Consider the following 19,058-nt stretch of genomic DNA (forward strand, 5'->3'; position numbering starts at 1 on the left):
GGGCCGGGGCTGTTTGAGGACCGTATTATTTTCTGATCAGCAGTAAGGTATGTGACACCGGGAAGTCGATGACTTCCGGTGTATTGTTTTCGTTTAGCCGCAACAGTTGCACTTTCCCTTCGAGCCTGTTTTTTACAATCCATTCGTTGCGGTAGGTGTGGGAGAGATTGTCCAGTCGCAGGCCTGCAGCTTCCAGCGCGGCTTTCCAGTCGCTATAACTCCAGAAGCAGAACATTTCATGCATTTCACTGAGCCAGTTGTCGTGATAGTCCTTTTTAAACAGGAATTCACAGGCGTTTTGCATAGACAGCTGGCAGTAGGTAGTACCGGCTATTTCTACCCAGGTATGGGGCAGCTGAAATCCTTCGTGATGGCGGAAGTCGGCTGCAAACCGGGTAAACAGCGCCCGGGTAGATAATTTACCAAGATATTGGGCCAGTTCATGCGTATCGGTGCTGGCCGGCGCTGGTAAATCATTTTCCCCGTCTGTATCATTCAGCCATAAGAGGATGGTTTCGGCTTTATTCTCCGGTCCTATTACATCCCGGTTGATCCATACACCACCAGGCATCAGCTCCTGATAACGGTTGCGGATAAACGCTACCAGGTCATCTATACTGCCATAAGACGCTATTTCGTGGGTGAGGGAAGAGGTATGAATGGTTTGCATGCTGCCGGGTTCAAACACCAGGCTGGTAACGGCATTTTTCTGGGAGAAGAAAACTGACGGGTTGGCAAATTCTCCGTTGTGCTTGCGTTGCAGGCAAATATCATACAGGTGGCGGGATACCTCAATACCATAAAAATCACACTCGTGCAGGCGATCGTCGCTGCAAGCCATTTTAATCCAGGAGCCGGCAGCACAGCCAATGTCGCCGATGTTCCCGGGTTGTATATACGGAGCTGTTTCGCGGTATTTAAGGGCCGCTATATCGTCCATTTGTTTTACATATACCTGGTAGTCGCGGGTGGCGGTAAGGTCGCCGTCTGCGCCTATAATCGGGTCTTTAAGGATATGTTGTACCTTCTCTCCCACCTGGTACAGCGACCATATTTTGAAACAGGCCGGATGCATCAGGTCGAGGATGGTTTTGTTTTTACGCCATGCTTCGGTTTGTGCCACCAGTTTTACTACATCCCACGGCATGGGCTGTGTAAACTGTGCGGTAACCGGGTCCCACTCTGCCGGCAATACCCGGAAGCCGTGCCGGAGGTACATCTCCTTGACGCCGGTGGAGCAGATTACGATGGTATTATCCGGCGTCAGCTGGTGGATACCTTCGCTGGAATGCCGGATGGTTTTGAGGGTATAATCCGCAAAATCCGGAATCATGCCGGCATCATCTATCCCATATACAAATGCCGGTACGTCCAGGGAGTGGGAAAACTCCTGGATGATCATGGCGCGGAGATAAAAGGGTACCGGATTACGTTTCGTGCCCAGGTGGTTGGCAGAAGTAACCGCGAAGATAATACCGGTAATATCAGCAGTGGGTAACGGCGTCCCATATACGTCTGGTTCGTCTTCCAGTTTACACTTGATCAGCCGGTTCAGGTATTTGAACTGGAAGTCGGTGAGTAAGTGATGACGACCGGGAATAAGTAAATACATACCATGAAATTAAACAAAGCAGCGGGATTACAAAGTGGTAGCTACTACCAGGAAAACCTCCGGAACAAGGGAGCTGCCGGAGGTAAAGGGGAAAACAGAACGGAGGAAACGAATAATTTATAGTGCGGCTGCTTCTCGGATAGCCTGGAAGGTATAGTCTTTGGTGACTACGCCGTTTTCGAAAACGGTTTGTAATAAGTCATCCTGCGTAGGTGCTTCGGTGGCCCCTACCGTAGTGAGCTGGCCATTATCGTTGATCAGCTTTAATTTACCGGCTTTTGATTTCTTGAAAGAGGTGCGGAGATGGCCGTTGGCATCCAGTTCCACCGGCATTTTCTGCACATTAACGGGTTCGTCGTTGACCGTGGCGAAGGCGCATTTGAGCGCAAATTCCTGTGTGTCGCGGTTGACCCGCTGGAGGAGTGCGCCACCCATGCCCAGTACCAGGTTTTCTGCACTGATGCCGGCTTTTTTGAGCGCTTCATAGATACCGGGAATAGAAGCATAGCTGATACCGTCGCCCTGTATCACTCTCACCTGTGGCGGTAATACTTTAAATCCTTTTTCGTTGATGGTATAACCGAATTTGTTCAGCAGTATGTCAAATACCCGGAGGAGGGTTTGTACCGGATCGCCGCTGTCGGGGCGGATTACGAGGGTACCGTTTCTGCTGAGGATCTGTTCTTTCAGTTCGGTGCCCCAGTATTCTTCACAGGCGCGGAAGATATTGTAGGAGTCGGATACGCAGGCAATGGTACCGGTGGGGAAAGTATCGAGGATGTGTTTGAAGATTTCCTTTTCGCCGGGTTCTCCCAGCAAGGTACAGATAGAGTGTTCTGTAGCGGGAATAGACAGGCCCGGTGCAGTAGGTGCGTGATAATATCTTTTAGCGAAAACAGATCCGGGGATGGTATCGCTGCCGGAGAAGTTGACCAGGTGGGCGCTGCCGCCGAGGCCGGCACTTTCTACTGAGCTGGCGCCCCGGAAGCCGAAATCGTTGAGTACAAAGTCGATACCAGCAAACGCAGCTTCACTGGCGGTATCATCATAGTATTGTTTCACCACCTTTTTAATTTCCCGGGATACCGTAGCTACTGTGCAGGGGTACCATACCTGCATCAGCAGGGTTTCCAGGAAGTTGGTGAGCCAGTAGCAGGCGGGATCTGTATTTTCAATGGTCATCAGCACATTTCGTACAGGCACTACCGTGCCTTCTGGTACTGCTTTGATACGGATAGGTAATTTCCCGCCGTGTTTTTCGATGATATATTCAAAGCGGCTGCGGTCGAATACATCGTTTCTGCCAAATACTTCCAGCAGGGTAGTTTCCGCTTCGTCCAGCTTTTCTTTGGTGAATACTACGCCTTCGAGGTATTCTTTGATAAAGTATTGTAATCCGAAGAAGACAGTTTCGTCAAATTTGCCGCCCCGGCTTTCCAGATAAGAGTAGATGAATTGTGTACCGGGAATGTACAGTTTGTGGTGAGAGTATTTGTAAGCGTCGGCGAGGAGGATCAGATTTTCTTTAGTCATATCACCATGTTTTAATCTTAGTAAGCATATTTTTCTGACAGTTTTTCCAGCAAGGGGATGTGTGTATCTACGATGTTACCCTGGCGGATTAATTCCGGTATATCCTTTACCGTTATCCATTGTATGTCCGCCAGGTCGTCGCCGGCGGCCGGTGTGCCTTCCAGCAGATCGGTGCTGAATAAGGTGGTAATGATTTTATTGGTTTCGGTGCGGTAGCGCCAGTCGTTGACCCGTAAAGATGTTACGTAGGTCATGGGACCGGTGGTAACGGCGCCGCATTCTTCCTGCAGTTCACGGGCTGCCGCTGCTTCGTAGTTGTCATCTGTAGGATCAGAGAAGCCGCCGGGCAGGCGCCAGGCTGTTTCATTGGGCTTGCGGCCCAGGAGCAGCTCCTGCTTGTCGTTGCGGAACAGGGCAATATCTACTGTGGCGTATACCGCGGGGAAAAGATTATAGGTGTTGTAGATGATGCCGGCGCGAAACTCTTCTGTATCAAATACTTTATCGGAGACGGCTTCGCGGAGGGCGGTGGCGTTGTAATCTTTTACCGGCGCCAGAGAGGCGGTGGTGTAACGGCCACTGTAGGTGTCCATGAAGCTGTCGCGGCTGCCGTATAATACAAAGGTTTCGTGGGGGAAGTTGGTGTGCAGCAGTTCATCCAGTTTCTGTGACCATACCTGGTCGCTTTTCTGATCGCTGAGTGGCAGTACGATGATCTCCGGGAATAACTGTTTGATCATGCGTTCGCGGGTGTAGAAGTCCAGCGGATTTTTACGGCTGCCTCTCACCGGGCTTACGCCCAGGATGATCAGTACCCGGTTGTGTTTTTGCTGTACCTGCCGGATGATTTCCAGGTGCCCTTCATGTAGAGAGGGTGTTTGAAACCGGGCTATAATAACTCCTGTGGGCTTTGTGTTTTGCATTTCCGAGCTATTTTGTGTAATTGTTACACAAATATAGAAGACGATTTTATATTCACAAAATATTTTTTGTAAAAAATACACAAAATATAAAATGACAACCGGGATCTATATATGTTACCGCTACATCCTGCAGTTGTAATCCGCAGGGGTATTATATTTCAAAAGCTATTCCGTCTTTTTTCAATTGAAAGTACCGGGCCTCATCGAAACTGAACAACTTGGCCGGTCTGCCTTGTGACACTTGTTTTTGTTTTTCGTTGTGTGCAATGAGGATACCCAGGTGATTGATCTTCTTTTGGAAGTTACGGCGATCGATGGATCTGTCCAGTAATGTTTCGTATAATTTTTCCAGGTCGGCAATCGGGAATTTCTTATCCAGCAGTTCGAAGCCTATCGGTTCGTACCGGATTTTATTGCGGAGCCGTTGTACGGCGATATCGATAATGGCGGCGTGGTCGAAGGCCAGATCGGGCAGGTCCTTGATATTGAACCAGGAAGCATCTTCTGCATCGGAGCTGGCGGCCAGTTTGAAGTTGGTGGGATTTACCAGGCCAAAGTAGGCGATGGATACCACCCGGCCCCGTGGATCGCGGCCGGGCAAACCAAAGGTATACAGTTGTTCCAGGTAATTGATATTGACACCGGCTTCTGTGAGCAGTTCGCGGGTAACGGCAGCTTCCAGGGTTTCTTCATCCAGCACAAAACCGCCGGGCAGTGCCCAGCTGTGAAGAAAAGGTGGAATGGTACGCTTGATCAGCAGTACTACAATACCTTCCCTGGGAATATATCCGAATACCACCGCGTCTACGGTTAACCTGATGTTTTGTTTTATTGGCAAACTGTTATTGGATTATTGGGCTTGAATGTATTGTGTAACCTGACTGGTGCCTTTGTGTAAATTTATGAACAAAGGATTTTTCTGCGGATCGAATACAATAATGGTATTCAGTTCCCAGGCGTCCTGCGGAGTGGGCAGTTCAATGAGTACTTCCTGTCCGTTGGCGCGGTGGAACAGCAGGCTGTCTTTCCCGGCTATATGGGCTTTGAACTGGTGTTGATCCAGGTAGTCCATCATTTCTTTGCGCAGTTGCAGCACGGAATCCATGAGCGGGCCCGGCGCCGGTTTAAATTCCCGGTATACATAACATTTTTCTGAGATTACCTCGTAGGCTGATTTATCCGTATGCTGGCCGTCATTACGGGTAGGGTTACACGCGAATAACAGGCAGCTGATGGTAAAGAGCGATAATATTTTTTTCATAATTCGGTACTTTAAGGTTCATAACAATCATAATTGCGCTGCCGGTAGATCTTCCCATCCCGGAACTCAATGATGGTGCAGATAAAAGCCTTCATGATCTGCCCTCTCCGGAACCGGCCGGCATCTACTCTGATTTCGCCGGTCCATCTGGCTTCCACTACCAGCGTCTGACCGGTTTGCAGTGCTTTCTGCACGCTGAATTGCTGTGATTTGAGCATCAGTTTATTGGTAGTCATGCTTTCCAGCATGTTATCAAAATTCCGCTGTTTAATATCATTCGAAAGCTGATTTGGATAGGCTGTCTGAATAATATCCGGGTGAAAAATCCCCGCAAATTCATCAGGGTCTGTTGAAAAGTTTTCCAACAGTTGAAAATACCGGTATACTAGCGCCAGTTTTTCGTCCATTTACAGGGATAGATTGAAATAAAATTACCAATGAAGAAGGGTGCAGATACCAGTGAATAACGGATTTTCCGGTAGACATGCACGGCTTCAGTTACGCGAAAATATACAATTCGCTTTTATTCGTAATTATTTCCTGGCGGTTACCTGCGGTTCGCGGGTACTGGAGAAGACGAGTTTTTCCTGGTTATTGGTTTTACTGACAATATCACAGATGAGTTTTACGATGCTGAGCGTGCCTTCATAATTAATGGTATCGGCACTGTCGCCGGTTTGCCGGCTGTCGCTATGGTTGCCCGTGAAGAAATAGAGCACGGGAATATTTTTCCGGTAGAAAGAAGTATGGTCGGAAGGCCCTACCCCGCTGGAATCGTAAACCAGATGGGTGGCTTTGTCGGTAACTGCCGTGAGGATGCCGGGCCATCCCGGTGAGGTGCCGATGCCGCCGATTTGCAGTCCTTTGGCATTATCCAGCCGTCCTATCATGTCCATATTGATCATATAGTTGATCGTGGAGAGATCCAGGTTTTGCCGGCTGGTAAAGTATTTGGAGCCGAAGAGTCCCTGTTCGTTGCCGGAGAAGGCTACAAAAATATAATTGTTGTGCTGGAGGCGGGCGGATTTCAGGAAGCGGGCAATTTCCAGCATGGCGGCAATGCCACTGGCATTGTCGTTGGCGCCGGGATGCAGGGTTTTGGTAGCGGCATGGGTCTCTTCCCCGAACCCGAGGTGGTCATAATGCGCACCGATCACGACGGTTTTAGGCGCTTTATTATCGAGATAGCCAACTACGTTGGTGCCTGTACGTTTTACCTGGTTGAAGGCCAGCTGTATATTGATCTGGAAGCTGCTGGCTTCTTCATCGTCCAGTTTCTTGCTGATGGCCTGATCGGCCCATACCGCGGGTATGCCGGTGGGTGGCAGGTTGTGATCGAGCCATTGTAATACGGTGGCAGCAGATTCTTTACCATTATAGAAGATCACCCCGGTGGCGCCTGATTTTTCCGCGATCTGCGTTTGTTTCAGGTATTCTTCCAGCATGCTTTTCTTGTTATCTATATCCAGTTCGGCGATGTTGACCAGCCAGATATTGTCGGGTTCATTGACATGCGGGAGTACTTCACCTTTGGCAGATCCGGCGGCGCTAAAGGGCAGCGGTATATATTGACTGCCCAGGGTAAGTGGTACCTGGTTGAGCGTGAAGGAGCAGGATGCAGCAGGTTCGCGGCTTTCCCTGATCAGGAATGGCTGTAAAAAATCATTATCTCCCTTAGGAGTTAATCCCAGCTGCTGCATCTGGGTAGCAATGTAAGCCGCTGCCAGCTGTTCACCGGGAGCGCCGCTACGACGGCCTTCCAGTTTATCGCTGCTCAGATAACTGACATGCAGTTGCAGGTTACTAAGGATCTTGCGATCATTTTTTTTCTGTGCACTTACGTACATGGTACTAACTACCAAGGGTAATAGCCAGGTTATCTTTTTCACAGCAATCTTTTTTGGGTCCTGGTGCAAAATTACGGATTAAGGGCAATGAAATGACGGAGTTGAACCGCAAAATTTCCAGGATGGTATTGTATTTCAGGTATTCTTAATATATCAATCGTCTGCCATCCGTCATTCATCCGGGGTAATTCATCTTTCCTAAGATCCAAAATGCTATTTTTGCCCCGTTTTAAAATCAAAGTATGAAAAACACGCCTTTTACGGAGAAACACATTGCGCTGGGCGCAAAGATGGCAGCCTTTGCGGGTTACAACATGCCCATATCTTATACTGGTATTAATGATGAGCACCAGGCGGTGCGTACAAACGCCGGTGTGTTTGATGTAAGTCACATGGGTGAATTTATATTAAAAGGCGAACACGCCCTGGACCTGATTCAGCGTGTAACCAGCAATGATGCTTCCAAGCTGACTGCCGGCAAAGCCCAATACAGCTGCTTACCTAACAAGGAAGGTGGTATTGTGGATGACCTGTTGGTATATTGCATCGAAGAAAATAAAGTATACATGTTGGTGGTAAACGCCAGCAATATTGAAAAAGACTGGAACTGGATCAGCGAACACAACACACAGGGTGTGGAAATGCACGACATCTCCGACAAAACCTGTCTGTTAGCTATCCAGGGCCCTAACGCTACCAGCATTCTGCAGCCACTGACAGAAGTAGACCTGGTAAACCTGAAATACTACACTTTCGCCAAAGGCGTTTTTGCTGGTGTTCCCAATGTTATCATCAGTGCAACAGGTTATACCGGTGCCGGTGGTATTGAAATTTATTTTGAAGATATCGACGGCGCTGCCGACAAAATCTGGACCGCTATTTTTGAAGCGGGTGCTCCTAAAGGCCTGAAACCAATCGGACTGGGTGCACGTGATACCCTGCGCCTGGAAATGGGATTCTGCCTGTATGGTAATGACATTGATGACCGCACCTCCCCGCTGGAAGCAGGTTTGGGATGGATTACCAAATTCACTAAACCATTTACCTCCAGTGAACTTTTTGCTAAACAAAAAGCGGAAGGTGTCAGCCAGAAACTGGTAGGCTTTGAAATGGTGGATAAAGGTATTCCCCGTCATGACTACGAAATCAAAGATGCTGCCGGTAATGTGATTGGCCGTGTTACTTCCGGTACTCAATCCCCTTCTATGCAGAAAGCGATTGGTTTAGGCTATGTAAAAACACCATTTGCTGCACAGGATACAGAAATCTTTATTGCCGTAAGAGACAAGTCACTGAAGGCTAAAGTCGTGAAAGTGCCTTTCCTGAGCTAGGAATAGCCGGTTAAAGTTATTAATTTCGTGAGCGGGTAACGTCACACCACAGCGCCGGAAAGCAGGATTAATTTACTGAACCCTGCATCCCGGCGCTGTATTTAAAACATCCCGGCCTGAAATTATTATATTTATTGCCATATCTATGCCTACTATTCATTTAACTACCGTGATCCATGCTCCGCTCGAAAGGGTTTATGACCTGAGCCGGAGTATCACCCTGCACAAGCGCAGTATGACGCATTTGCAGGAAGACGCCATCAAAGGACGTACGACCGGACTGATATTGCTGAACGAAACAGTTACCTGGCGGGCAAAGCACCTGGGTAAGATGCGGGAGCTGACCACCAAAATTACGGCGATGCAGCCTTTGGAATTTTTCAGTGATGAAATGACCGCCGGCGATTTTACCCACCTGAAACATGCACACTATTTCAAAGAAATAGGGAATGGTACTGTAATGATCGATATTATGGATTTTGGCACCCCTTATGGCTGGATGGGACGCGTATTTGAAAAGATTTATCTGAATAGGTATATGACAAAACTCCTGCAGCTACGTAATCGTGCGATCAAGGATTATGCAGAGAGCGATAAATGGAGAGTAATCCTTGAGTAATGTTTAAAACAACTGAATGACAGCAACTAACAAACCGGGCCTGGAAGTATGCTTATCCCCGGCTTTATTACATTTGTTTGATGTAAAGAACAGCATTGTAGTGATTATCGATGTGTTGCGCGCTACCTCTACTATTTGTACAGCCTTGTACAATGGCGCCAGCAGGGTAATCCCCGTATCAAGTGTGGAAGAATGTGTGCATATCGGCCGTGCCATTGATGGCATTACTGCCGGAGAACGCGATGGTAAAGTAGCGGAAGGACTGGTACACGGTAACTCCCCTTTTGAGTATCCACGCGACTTCATTGAAAACAAAACACTGGTATTAACTACCACCAACGGCACCAAACTGCTGCACATGGCGAAAGATGCCATCCAGATTATCACCGGCTCTTTTCCGAATATCAGTGCAGTATGTGATTACCTGATTGCACAGAATAAAAATGTAATACTGGGATGTGCTGCCTGGAAAGACCGGGTGAATATGGAAGATACCCTGTTTGCCGGAGCCGTGGTAAACCGCATCAAAGCGCATTTTGAAGTGAACTGCGATTCTGCTGTACTGGCAGAAAGCATGTACCAGGCTGCTCAGCCGGACCTGATTGGTTTTATGAAACAGGCTTCGCATTACCGCCGCCTGGCCAATTACGGACTGGAAAAAGATATTGCTTATTGTCTGACACCGGATGGCGCCAACGTGTTACCGTTGTTTAAAGACGGAGAGCTGATCGCCGGATAAACCGGATATCATCTCCCTAAAAAAATGTCTTACACCGGATGATATATCATCCGGTGTAAGACATTTTTTATTTTCAGGCTTTGACAGGAGCCACCTTGCCTTCGCCGATGATGAAATACAGGGATACAATGCCCATCGCCAGCGGATAGGATATTTCCGCGAAAGGTGCACCGCTGGTAATTTTAAATGCTGTGGCTACTACCATGGTCATCAGCAACGCCAATGCTGCCGGACGTACCAGCAAACCGGTGACCAGTGCAATACCTCCCAGCAGTTCTGTCAGCGATGCCAGGAACCCCCAGAAGGCCGGCCAGACAGTGATACCGAATGTTTGCAGGGTACCACCCAGGAATGCCCATGTAGCGGGGCCTCCCGCCAGTTTCATGATACCAAAGATGATAAATAATACGCCAATGCCTATACGTAATACTAAAGTAGCTGTGGTTTGATTGTTATTTTTCATATTGTGTGTTTGATAGCGCAAAATTAGTATCGGCCAGGGATACTGCCGATGGATAAAAAGTTGTTTGTGTTGTACATTTTTACACTTGTTGCTCCTGCTCCCGGAATTGTTGCGGAGAAAGGCCGGCGTTTTTCTTGAAGAAGCGCGTGAAGTAAGCGGGATCTTCAAACCCGATGCGATAGCCTACCTCTTTGATGCTCAGGTCATGCAGGAACAATAGCCGCCGGGCCTCCAGCAGCAGGCGGTCCCGGATAAATACGCCGGCAGTTTTACCGGTTAGTTTACGGGAAAGGGCATTGAGTTGCCGTGGGGTGATAAACAATTTGGCGGCGTAGTCCTGTACTTCATGAAGTGTGGTGAAATGCGTTTCCAGCAATTGTTTGAACTCCCGGAACTGCGATTGCTGCCAGCCGGGTTGCAGGTGTGTTTCCTCTAACTGCTGCCGGCGTATGCGGAGAATCTCCATCAGTATAACACGGATATACGAAAACAGGATATCCGGATTATCGGCGGTCGTGTGGTTGTATTCTTCCAGGGCTACTTCCAGCAGGGTGGATAGCCGGTTGTATTCTGCTGGCTGCAGGCTGATAACCGGATATGCCTGGAGGTTATCGAACAGAAAATGGGCGTAGAGCTGACTGTCGGGATCGTTGCCGCTGCTGAAAAAGGCAGCATTAAACTTAATGGAGTAGCCATCAGCGCCTTTTTCCCGCCGCAGTTCATGTACCTGTTCGGGAGACAATAAAAATACAGCGGACCCTTTAAATGGATAAGGGGTGAAGTCCACGAAATGAATGCCTTCATTTTCCCGGACCAGGGTGATTTCGTAATATTCGTGTCTGTGTGGGTATTGCCGGGGTAATATCCGGCCCCGGTCATTGGATTTCGCGATTAAAACGTCTGACAGTTTCGGTAGTTGCACCGAAACGCCATCCGTAATTTTGTGTGACTGGATACGTTTTTGCTGCATGCACAAATGTACAAGTAATTCTGCAGTATATCCATTGCGCAAAGGCCGGCAGCAGCGGACCTTTGTGTGCTGAAATCAATAATTATGTCTACCGATAACAGCAGAAGAAACTGGCTTAAACAAAGTGGTCTGGCAGCAATGGGACTGCCTCTTTTATTCGGAAATCCATCTATTTTAGCGGAGCATACCTCCACCCATAAAACCGGATCTATGAAACACTATCTGTGTACTACCTGCGGGATACAGTACAATGCATCTGAAACGGCACCCGCCCACTGTCCTGTATGTGAAGATGAGCGGCAGTATGTAAACCCGGCCGGACAAAGCTGGACAACACTGGAAGCCGTTCAGCAAACACATAGGAACGTGATAGAAATGGTAGCGCCCAATCTGTACGCTATCTATACCACGCCCGAATTTGCCATCGGCCAGCGGGCGCACTTGCTGATCACGCCCGGTGGAAATATCCTATGGGATTGTGTGGCCAACCTGGACGCCTCTACGATTAATATCATACAACACCTGGGGGGTATCAAAGCTATCGCCCTCTCCCACCCGCATTATTTTTCCACCATTGTAGAATGGAGCCATGCATTTGGCCACATACCGGTGTATGTGCACCAGCGGGATGCAAAGTGGCTGGGACGGCAGGATGAGGTGATCCGGCTGTGGGACGGCCCGGAGCTGTCGTTATGGGATGGTATTAAGCTGGTACTGTGCGGCGGTCATTTCGATGGGGCCAATGTGCTGTATACGCCTGCCGGCAAAGGAAGCTTACTGGTAGGAGATGTCATCCAGGTTTCTTCCGACCGGAAAACCGTGTCTTTTATGTACAGCTATCCCAATAATATTCCGCTGTCATCCAAAGAAATCAACATCCTGTATGCGGCAGTACAACCGCTGGCCTACGATGCGATGTATGGCGCTTTTGGAAAATATATTAAAACCGGTGCACATGAGGCGGTGGATTTTTCTGTAAAAAGATACCTGCAACATATTCGCTGAATCGATTTAAATGATTGATAAACAAAGCGCTATATTCTTAATAAATTATTTTTAAAAATATGTTTTAGCGTGGGGTACTTTCAGCCATGGGACACGAAGGACGGAACCTTGGTACTTCATTTATCAGGTGTTCTGAATTAGAGATTTTCTGCTTACTTTTGTGGATTGCCTTTTTATCAGCTGTTAAAGTTTTTTGATATATTAGTAACCCTTTGTTGATAATAAAAGCAGGCAACAACGTATAGTATGTCGCTACCCCATTTGCTAAAATATGTTTACAACAACGGCACTGATGAAGTGATCCGCAGGGGGAAGCGTATATTTTCTGCCGGGGGTGTTGAACTCATTGAGGCAGACCCGGTACTGAAATCAGCTACCTTCCGCGTAAAGAGCGACACACATGCCAATTATTACCGTGTTTCCATCAATAAGTATGGAGAAACTACGGGCATGTCTATCCGCTGCCAGTGTCCTTACAACCTGGGAGATATTTGCAGACATGAGGCTGCCGCATTGTTTCAGCTGCAGGAGATGCTGGATAAGAACCATTTTGAGAGCTTTGATACACAGTTTGATCAGCAGCACACGCTGATTAAAATGAAATCTATTGACCTTAAAACCATAAAGCTGCTTACTTCCGGTATGATCTTTTCCAAAGCGGAAGAGATAGCCAAAAAACATACGGCCAAGGTAAAACAGGCAAAAGACGAAAAAGTAGAAGCTGTCCTGAAGCTGGAAGGCAAAGAATATCCCCTCATTATTCAACGCAATGAGGAACGTTTTTTTGATACCCATTGCACCTGTGATGAAACAGAACATGCGCTTTGTGTACATAAAACCGCTCTTTTTCTGCAGCTCCTGCATGAACACGGCGCTTTCTATTTCGATTCACTGCGTAACTGGGATAAAGAGAAAAACAAACTCCTCTCCCTGTATGGTTACTCGCTTTCCGATGATCTGAACGGAAAATTTGCCTTTTCCTATATGGATGGTAAACCTTTCCTGCGGGTACTGGATCCTTCGATCAAACGCGTGGATGGCGCTACTGCCGGCCGTCAGCCGGTGACTGCCCCGCCTCCGCCGGAAGAAACCATTACGGTTACCCAGCGACTGGCCGCCGTTTTTAACGCCAATGAATCGCTGTACCCTTATTTCAAAATCGACCTGGTAAGCGGAGAAGTGAATGAAGAGCAAAATGCCTTTGTATCACTGGCCAGCAAACTGGATCTGACTAAATACATCGATTTTTATCAGTATAAAGAGAAAGACCGGGAACTGATAGCGCCTATACGAAAATTACAAGGCGCCGAAGTGAGTAAATACCTCAGTAAAAACTCACCGTTCGCGGGCATCTGGGAGAATATCACGCATGAAAATGCGGAAGAACTGCCAACGGAAACGAAGGAACTCATGCTGGAGTACCTGCATCCCAAGCTGGCCAAGATTTTCCCGCAGCTGGCCGAACACGGATTGGTATTTACCCTGCCCAACCGGCAACCGTTCAAAACCAAACAACTGCAGTTGCTGCAGATTGGTGCGGAACGCTTGAAACTGATTATTAAAACCACTACCGGCAATACCCATGTGGACATTAACTGCTATGTTTCCATCGAAGGAGAAGAAGTAAATGTATCGCAGAATGAATGGGAAAGCCCGTTATTGTTCCTGTATCAGCAGGTGCTTTATTTGTTTGAAAGTCCGCAGGATGCCCTGCATGTGGAACTGTTCAGGCAAAACGGAAAACTGCGTATCCCCAACAAGGAATGGCCGGTATACCTGAAAGATTATTTACTGCCTTTAAGCAGGCAATACGATATCGCCTTTGATAAAGGGCTGCTGGCGGAAGTAGATGACATTATTCCGGAAAACAGGGTATACCTGAAAGAACTGGGAGAAACCTTCATCATACAGCCAGGATTTGCTTACCGTGGTCAGGAAGTAGAATGGAATGAAGAAAGCAGGATCACGGTACAGGAAGGGAATAAAGTGCTGATCATCCACAGAAATAAAGCAGCAGAAGAGGAGTTTGTCAATAAACTCCGTACCCTGCACACGAATTTCGCGCAGCACGATAACCACAACTATTTTTATCTGCGCGCCAAGGAAGCTTTGAAGAACAACTGGTTCTTCCTCTTCTTTGATGCCCTGAAAGAAATGGATGTGCGGATCTTCGGCTTTGAATCGCTGCGCAACTTCAAGTTCAGCTCTCACAAGCCGGTGACCAACCTGCAGATCAGCTCCGGTATCGATTGGTTTGATGCCCAGATAGAAGTGTTGTATGGCGATCAGAAGGTAAGCATCAAGGATATCAAACACGCGCTGGCCAATAAACAGAACTACGTGCAACTGGCAGATGGCTCTCTGGGCCTGCTGCCGGAAGAATGGCTGCGTAAATATTCCCTGCTGTTTAAAGTAGGTGAAGAAAAAGAAAAAGGGCTGAAACTCAGCAAATACAACTTCAGCGTTATCGATGAATTATATGAATTTATTGATGATGAAGCAGTCGTACTGGAGCTGGAACAAAAGCGCCGGAAATTGCTGCAGTTTGATGAGATCCGGAACATTGCCCTGCCACATAACCTGCAGGCAACCCTGCGTCCTTATCAGGAAAGTGGTTTCCAGTGGCTGAACTACCTCGATGATATCAAATGGGGTGGTATCCTGGCAGATGATATGGGTTTGGGTAAAACCATCCAGGCGCTCACTTTCATACAGTATTATAAAAACAAGAATGAAGGAAAATGTATGGCGCTCGTTGTGTGCCCTACTACCCTGATCTATAACTGGGAAAATGAGATCCGCAAGTTTACACCGGATATCAGACACCATATTCATCATGGGCCGGCCCGTCTGAAAAACTCAGAAGAGCTGGCGAAATTTGATGCCATCGTTACCACCTACGGCACCTTGCGCAGCGACATCCAGTTGCTGATGAAGCTGGAGTTTGACTATGTGATCCTGGATGAATCCCAGGCCATTAAAAACCCGCAATCCAAGGTAACGAAAGCTGCACAGCTGCTGAATACCAAAAACAGGCTGGCACTGAGTGGTACGCCCATGCAGAACAATACTTTTGATATTTATGCGCAGATGAACTTCCTGAATCCGGGAATGTTGGGTAGCGTGGACTTTTTCAGAAATGAATTTGCCACCCCTATCGATAAATTCCAGGATGAAGAAAGAAAAGAACACCTGCGTAAACTGATCTATCCGTTTATCCTGCGCCGTACCAAAGAACAGGTGGCCAAAGATTTACCGGATAAAATAGAAACCGTTATCTTCTGTGAGATGGATGCGGAACAGCGGCATATTTATGATGCCTACCGTAATACCTATCGCTCCAAGATCCTGGGTGTTATTGAAGATCAGGGTATGGAGCGCTCTCAGCTCACTATCTTGCAGGGCCTCATGAAGCTGCGCCAGATCTGCGATTCTCCGGCGATACTCAATGATACGGAACAATACCCCAATCATTCTGTAAAGCTGCATGAACTCACCCGTGAAATTGCGGAAAACATCGGCCACCATAAGGTGCTGGTATTCTCCCAGTTCCTGGGCATGCTGGGATTGATTCGTGATCGCCTGCAACACATGAAGATTCCGTATGAATATTTTGATGGCAGCACTTCCACGATGGACCGTGAAAAAGCCATTCAGAATTTCCAGAATAATGATGAGTGCCGGGTATTCCTGATTTCATTGAAAGCAGGGGGCGTCGGCTTGAACCTCACCGCTGCAGATTATGTATACATTGTAGATCCATGGTGGAATCCGGCGGTAGAACAACAGGCGATTGACCGTACACACCGTATCGGACAAACGAAGAATATCTTCGCATACCGGATGATCTGTAAAGATACTGTGGAAGAAAAAATTCTGCAGTTGCAGGAAAGAAAGAAATCACTGGTGAAAGAAATCATTTCCGATGACAGTGGCTTTGTGAAGAAGCTGACAAAAGAAGATGTATTGTATCTCTTTAGTTAGAGAGGATATAAAAAAGGAATGCCGTATCCGGGTTACTGGATACGGTATTTTTTTGTTCAACTTTTCGAGATTTATTTTTATATAATATGAAATGCGTTGTAATATATTAGTCTATATATTGTGCATTCATTTTATCCAAAAATATCTCTTACCTATGAAGTTGAATGGATTCAACAAAGTCCTGGCGGGCGCCGGGCTGGTAATTGTCATGGCGGGCTGCTCGTCTAAAAAAGACAATGTAACTGTTACAGAACCTACTACTGTAGAACAAGACAAGAAAAGCATCACTGACACCAGAAATCTGCTGTTTAACTGTGTGAAGAACATCAAAGACGGACAACTGATCCAATCTTTGATCAACACGGCCGGTTTAAAGAACGGTGACTTCGGAAATGAAGACTGGCTGAACAGCATTACGGATGCGCTGGACGTGTCCTTTAATTACTTTGAACTGGAAGAAGGCGGCCGTTTTAATTATGCCCGGTTTGCTGGTAACTATAACTGGGACGCCGCTACGAAAAAGTTTATCAAAACAGCCGCTGCTGACATCACCGTTAGTTTTCCATCTTCCCCTACCGGCACTACAAATAACTATGTAGTGAAAATGTCGACCTACAAAGACGGTAAGTACCAGGTGAATATGAAGGATGTATACCTGCCTACTGCAGTGAAAGCCACCTGCACCAAAGACGGGCAAACCATCCTGTCGCTCGACCTGGCAGCTGTGTTCAGCAATGGTAGTTTCCCCATTCCGCAAAGTATTGTGCTGAACCTCGGTCTGATGCCACACAACTACCTGATTAAAGTAAACAAGATTACCAACACCCAGTTTAATGTGGTTACAGAACTGCAATCCGGTTCTGATTGTGTAACTGCACTGAATGCGAAAGTTACTTTCGCCAACGAAGACTATAATAACCTGGAACTGTCAGAAGACCTGCAGGCGGTAGAAGGCACGATCAGCAAAGGTGATTTATCGCTGCAAGGTTCCTGGAATGCTGCTGCTTACTATAAATTATCCGGTCATAAAGCAGAAGATATCAACGGTACTTTCGCCCTGAATACCTTTTCCAAAGAACAGAAAATTGGTGAATTGAAACTGAAAAATATCAATAACCACAATGAACTGGTGATCTTCTATAAAGACCAGACATCAGAGGCGTTTAATGTTTATACAGATCCTTTTATAGCAGATCTTAAAACAATGCTGAAACCTTATTTCGGTTCAGATATAGAAAACTGGTTCGAGCGTACTGCCCAATCCAATGGCAGTTTCTCCAAAAAAATCACCCGACTTAAAACCAGGCTGAGTGAGTGGATCAATAAATAAGCGAAGCAAATTTATCATCACAGCGATACTGACTTTGTGCAGTATCGCTGTTTTTGCCCAGGACAGTATTGCGCCCCGATACCGCTATCAGCATGAATTGGGCATCGATGTGGCGAATATTCTCACCTTCCTGAAAAAGAACCAGCAGTCCTATATGGCCAACTACAAATGGCACTATCGGCAAAATCGTGCAGTGCGGGTAGGTTTAAACCTGGAGCTCAGTAACCAGCAATCGGAAGGAGTATACCCTGATGTGCGGGTAGGACATCAATGGGGCTATATCACAGACAACTGGATGTTATATGGAGGGGCAGATGCCTCCGTGGCTTACAACGCCCCGCAATTCCTTAAAAACACCCTGTGGCGTTATGGGTTAAGCCCCGTGGTAGGTGTACAGTATTATTTCAATAAACATATTTCACTGTCTACAGAAATTAGCCTCAACTGTTACTATTATATTCCCCGGGAGCCCGACTCTTTCGATCCTGCAGCTAACAAACCCTTTTACCGGGTAAAGATCGGATCAGTGGGTATGTTGATGATTAACTATCACTTTGGGAAAAAGAAAAAATAATTACCGCTGCCATGACTGACCAGATCAGTCTGGCAGCAGCATGATACTACCGGAACCGGCGATGACCTGCGCATTGCCGGTTCTTTTTTATGCGGGATACCGTACTACCGGCGTTCATTTTTTGCATATACCCTTCAGATTCTGCATGGTTCTCCCCTCCACCACTCCCCTGCTATTTTTTGAATTATAAGTTTATTTTGTTGATATACAGTTAGTTATGTTGTTTTTGTTTTGTTGTCTGGCATGCTGGCACTTCGCTGGCATATAGCTCTTTGTATCAAACATCTGATATTGTATGCTACCAGACTCGAAAATACCCCAGTTAATAGGTTTGCAGATTCCGGGATTAACATTTCCCATGGAGCAATTTCCTACCAAAGGAACCATCTGTAAAGTCATTCACCTGTTTGCCGATTATACCGGCAGCATGATCCGGAACGAACAATTACAGGAAGTAAGACGTTGTTTTACTATCGCCGGGGTATTATATCATAATGGCAGTAATGTGCTGCGTAATGCGATTGAAAGCGTGTTTGTATACGCTTTGTCTCCCCTCCTGCATAAGGAACATAGCGCATTGCTGCCGGCGGCACTCAGAAACTTACGTATTCAACATTTACAATCCATAGCTATTTAAACTTTTTTTTATGATGATGACCGTACTATTAGTGCTGGCAGGGCTAGCCTGTTTTGCACTGTTCTTCAAATCTGTCGACTACTTTGAAAAGATCTAATAAATCATTACCACTATGACCGCATTATTTGTGCTATCAATCCTGGTGTTCGGCTACATGATTTATGTGCTGCTGAAACCGGAAAAATTCTGACCGGAGGGAATATTACTCCTACGCCTATACGAAAAGATTT

18 protein-coding genes are annotated in these 19,058 nt (G+C 46.9%); 9 read left to right on the forward strand and 9 right to left on the reverse strand.

Annotated elements, in window-relative coordinates; translation table 11 throughout:
- Positions 1–25: 25 nt before the first annotated feature.
- The 7 genes from OL444_RS03770 to OL444_RS03800 form a co-directional block, all read right to left on the reverse strand.
- Positions 26–1,612: a class I SAM-dependent methyltransferase gene (locus OL444_RS03770; RefSeq protein ID WP_264734567.1), complete on the reverse strand. Its 1,587-nt coding sequence runs from the start codon at positions 1,610–1,612 to the stop codon at positions 26–28.
- A gap of 117 nt (positions 1,613–1,729) precedes the next feature.
- Complete coding sequence (locus OL444_RS03775) at positions 1,730–3,145, reverse strand: nicotinate phosphoribosyltransferase (protein ID WP_264734566.1); 1,416 nt, start codon at positions 3,143–3,145, stop codon at positions 1,730–1,732.
- 17 nt (positions 3,146–3,162) lie between these two features.
- Complete coding sequence (locus OL444_RS03780) at positions 3,163–4,068, reverse strand: NUDIX domain-containing protein (RefSeq protein ID WP_264734565.1); 906 nt, start codon at positions 4,066–4,068, stop codon at positions 3,163–3,165.
- Positions 4,069–4,219: 151 nt separating this feature from the next.
- The gene (locus OL444_RS03785; RefSeq protein ID WP_264734564.1) at positions 4,220–4,906 is read right to left on the reverse strand and encodes an NUDIX hydrolase; all 687 of its coding nucleotides are present in this window, start codon (positions 4,904–4,906) and stop codon (positions 4,220–4,222) included.
- A 12-nt stretch (positions 4,907–4,918) separates the two neighbouring features.
- Positions 4,919–5,329 (reverse strand): hypothetical protein, encoded by a 411-nt coding sequence (locus tag OL444_RS03790; RefSeq protein WP_264734563.1) that lies wholly within the window; start codon positions 5,327–5,329, stop codon positions 4,919–4,921.
- A gap of 11 nt (positions 5,330–5,340) precedes the next feature.
- Positions 5,341–5,736, reverse strand: a complete 396-nt coding sequence (locus tag OL444_RS03795) for a nuclear transport factor 2 family protein (RefSeq protein ID WP_264734562.1) — start codon at positions 5,734–5,736, stop codon at positions 5,341–5,343.
- 126 nt (positions 5,737–5,862) lie between these two features.
- Positions 5,863–7,218 (reverse strand): M28 family peptidase, encoded by a 1,356-nt coding sequence (locus OL444_RS03800; RefSeq protein WP_264734561.1) that lies wholly within the window; start codon positions 7,216–7,218, stop codon positions 5,863–5,865.
- A 200-nt stretch (positions 7,219–7,418) separates the two neighbouring features.
- Here OL444_RS03800 and gcvT point away from each other — a divergent pair, with 200 nt between their 5' ends.
- From gcvT to OL444_RS03815, 3 genes are all read left to right on the forward strand, one after another.
- Entirely contained in the window at positions 7,419–8,507 is a 1,089-nt protein-coding gene (gcvT, locus tag OL444_RS03805) for a glycine cleavage system aminomethyltransferase GcvT (protein ID WP_264734560.1), read from the forward strand.
- Between the two features lie 145 nt (positions 8,508–8,652).
- Positions 8,653–9,126 (forward strand): SRPBCC family protein, encoded by a 474-nt coding sequence (locus OL444_RS03810; protein ID WP_264734559.1) that lies wholly within the window; start codon positions 8,653–8,655, stop codon positions 9,124–9,126.
- Positions 9,127–9,142: 16 nt separating this feature from the next.
- A complete protein-coding gene (locus tag OL444_RS03815; RefSeq protein WP_264734558.1) occupies positions 9,143–9,865 on the forward strand; it encodes a 2-phosphosulfolactate phosphatase in 723 nt (240 codons plus the stop codon).
- 73 nt (positions 9,866–9,938) lie between these two features.
- Here OL444_RS03815 and OL444_RS03820 read toward each other — a convergent pair whose 3' ends face one another.
- Both OL444_RS03820 and OL444_RS03825 read right to left on the reverse strand, forming a co-directional pair.
- Positions 9,939–10,328: a DoxX family protein gene (locus OL444_RS03820; RefSeq protein WP_264734557.1), complete on the reverse strand. Its 390-nt coding sequence runs from the start codon at positions 10,326–10,328 to the stop codon at positions 9,939–9,941.
- Between the two features lie 79 nt (positions 10,329–10,407).
- On the reverse strand, positions 10,408–11,298 hold the full coding sequence (locus tag OL444_RS03825) for a helix-turn-helix domain-containing protein (protein WP_264734556.1): 891 nt from the start codon (positions 11,296–11,298) through the stop codon (positions 10,408–10,410).
- Positions 11,299–11,382: 84 nt separating this feature from the next.
- On the opposite strand from OL444_RS03825, the gene OL444_RS03830 reads away from it, so the two are divergent.
- The 6 genes from OL444_RS03830 (at position 11,383) to OL444_RS31895 (ending at position 19,018) form a co-directional block, all read left to right on the forward strand.
- Entirely contained in the window at positions 11,383–12,303 is a 921-nt protein-coding gene (locus OL444_RS03830; RefSeq protein WP_264734555.1) for an MBL fold metallo-hydrolase, read from the forward strand.
- Positions 12,304–12,549: 246 nt separating this feature from the next.
- The gene (locus OL444_RS03835) at positions 12,550–16,287 is read left to right on the forward strand and encodes a DEAD/DEAH box helicase (RefSeq protein WP_264734554.1); all 3,738 of its coding nucleotides are present in this window, start codon (positions 12,550–12,552) and stop codon (positions 16,285–16,287) included.
- Positions 16,288–16,441: 154 nt separating this feature from the next.
- A complete protein-coding gene (locus OL444_RS03840; RefSeq protein WP_264734553.1) occupies positions 16,442–17,617 on the forward strand; it encodes a hypothetical protein in 1,176 nt (391 codons plus the stop codon).
- Positions 17,598–18,191: a hypothetical protein gene (locus OL444_RS03845; RefSeq protein ID WP_264734552.1), complete on the forward strand. Its 594-nt coding sequence runs from the start codon at positions 17,598–17,600 to the stop codon at positions 18,189–18,191. Before OL444_RS03840 ends, OL444_RS03845 begins: the two co-directional genes overlap by 20 nt.
- A gap of 295 nt (positions 18,192–18,486) precedes the next feature.
- The gene (locus tag OL444_RS03850) at positions 18,487–18,828 is read left to right on the forward strand and encodes a DUF7674 family protein (protein WP_443092808.1); all 342 of its coding nucleotides are present in this window, start codon (positions 18,487–18,489) and stop codon (positions 18,826–18,828) included.
- 112 nt (positions 18,829–18,940) lie between these two features.
- Positions 18,941–19,018 (forward strand): potassium-transporting ATPase subunit F, encoded by a 78-nt coding sequence (locus OL444_RS31895; protein WP_078670327.1) that lies wholly within the window; start codon positions 18,941–18,943, stop codon positions 19,016–19,018.
- Positions 19,019–19,058: the final 40 nt, after the last annotated feature.

Source organism: Chitinophaga nivalis (assembly GCF_025989125.1).
GTDB classification, from domain to species: Bacteria; Bacteroidota; Bacteroidia; order Chitinophagales; family Chitinophagaceae; genus Chitinophaga; species Chitinophaga nivalis.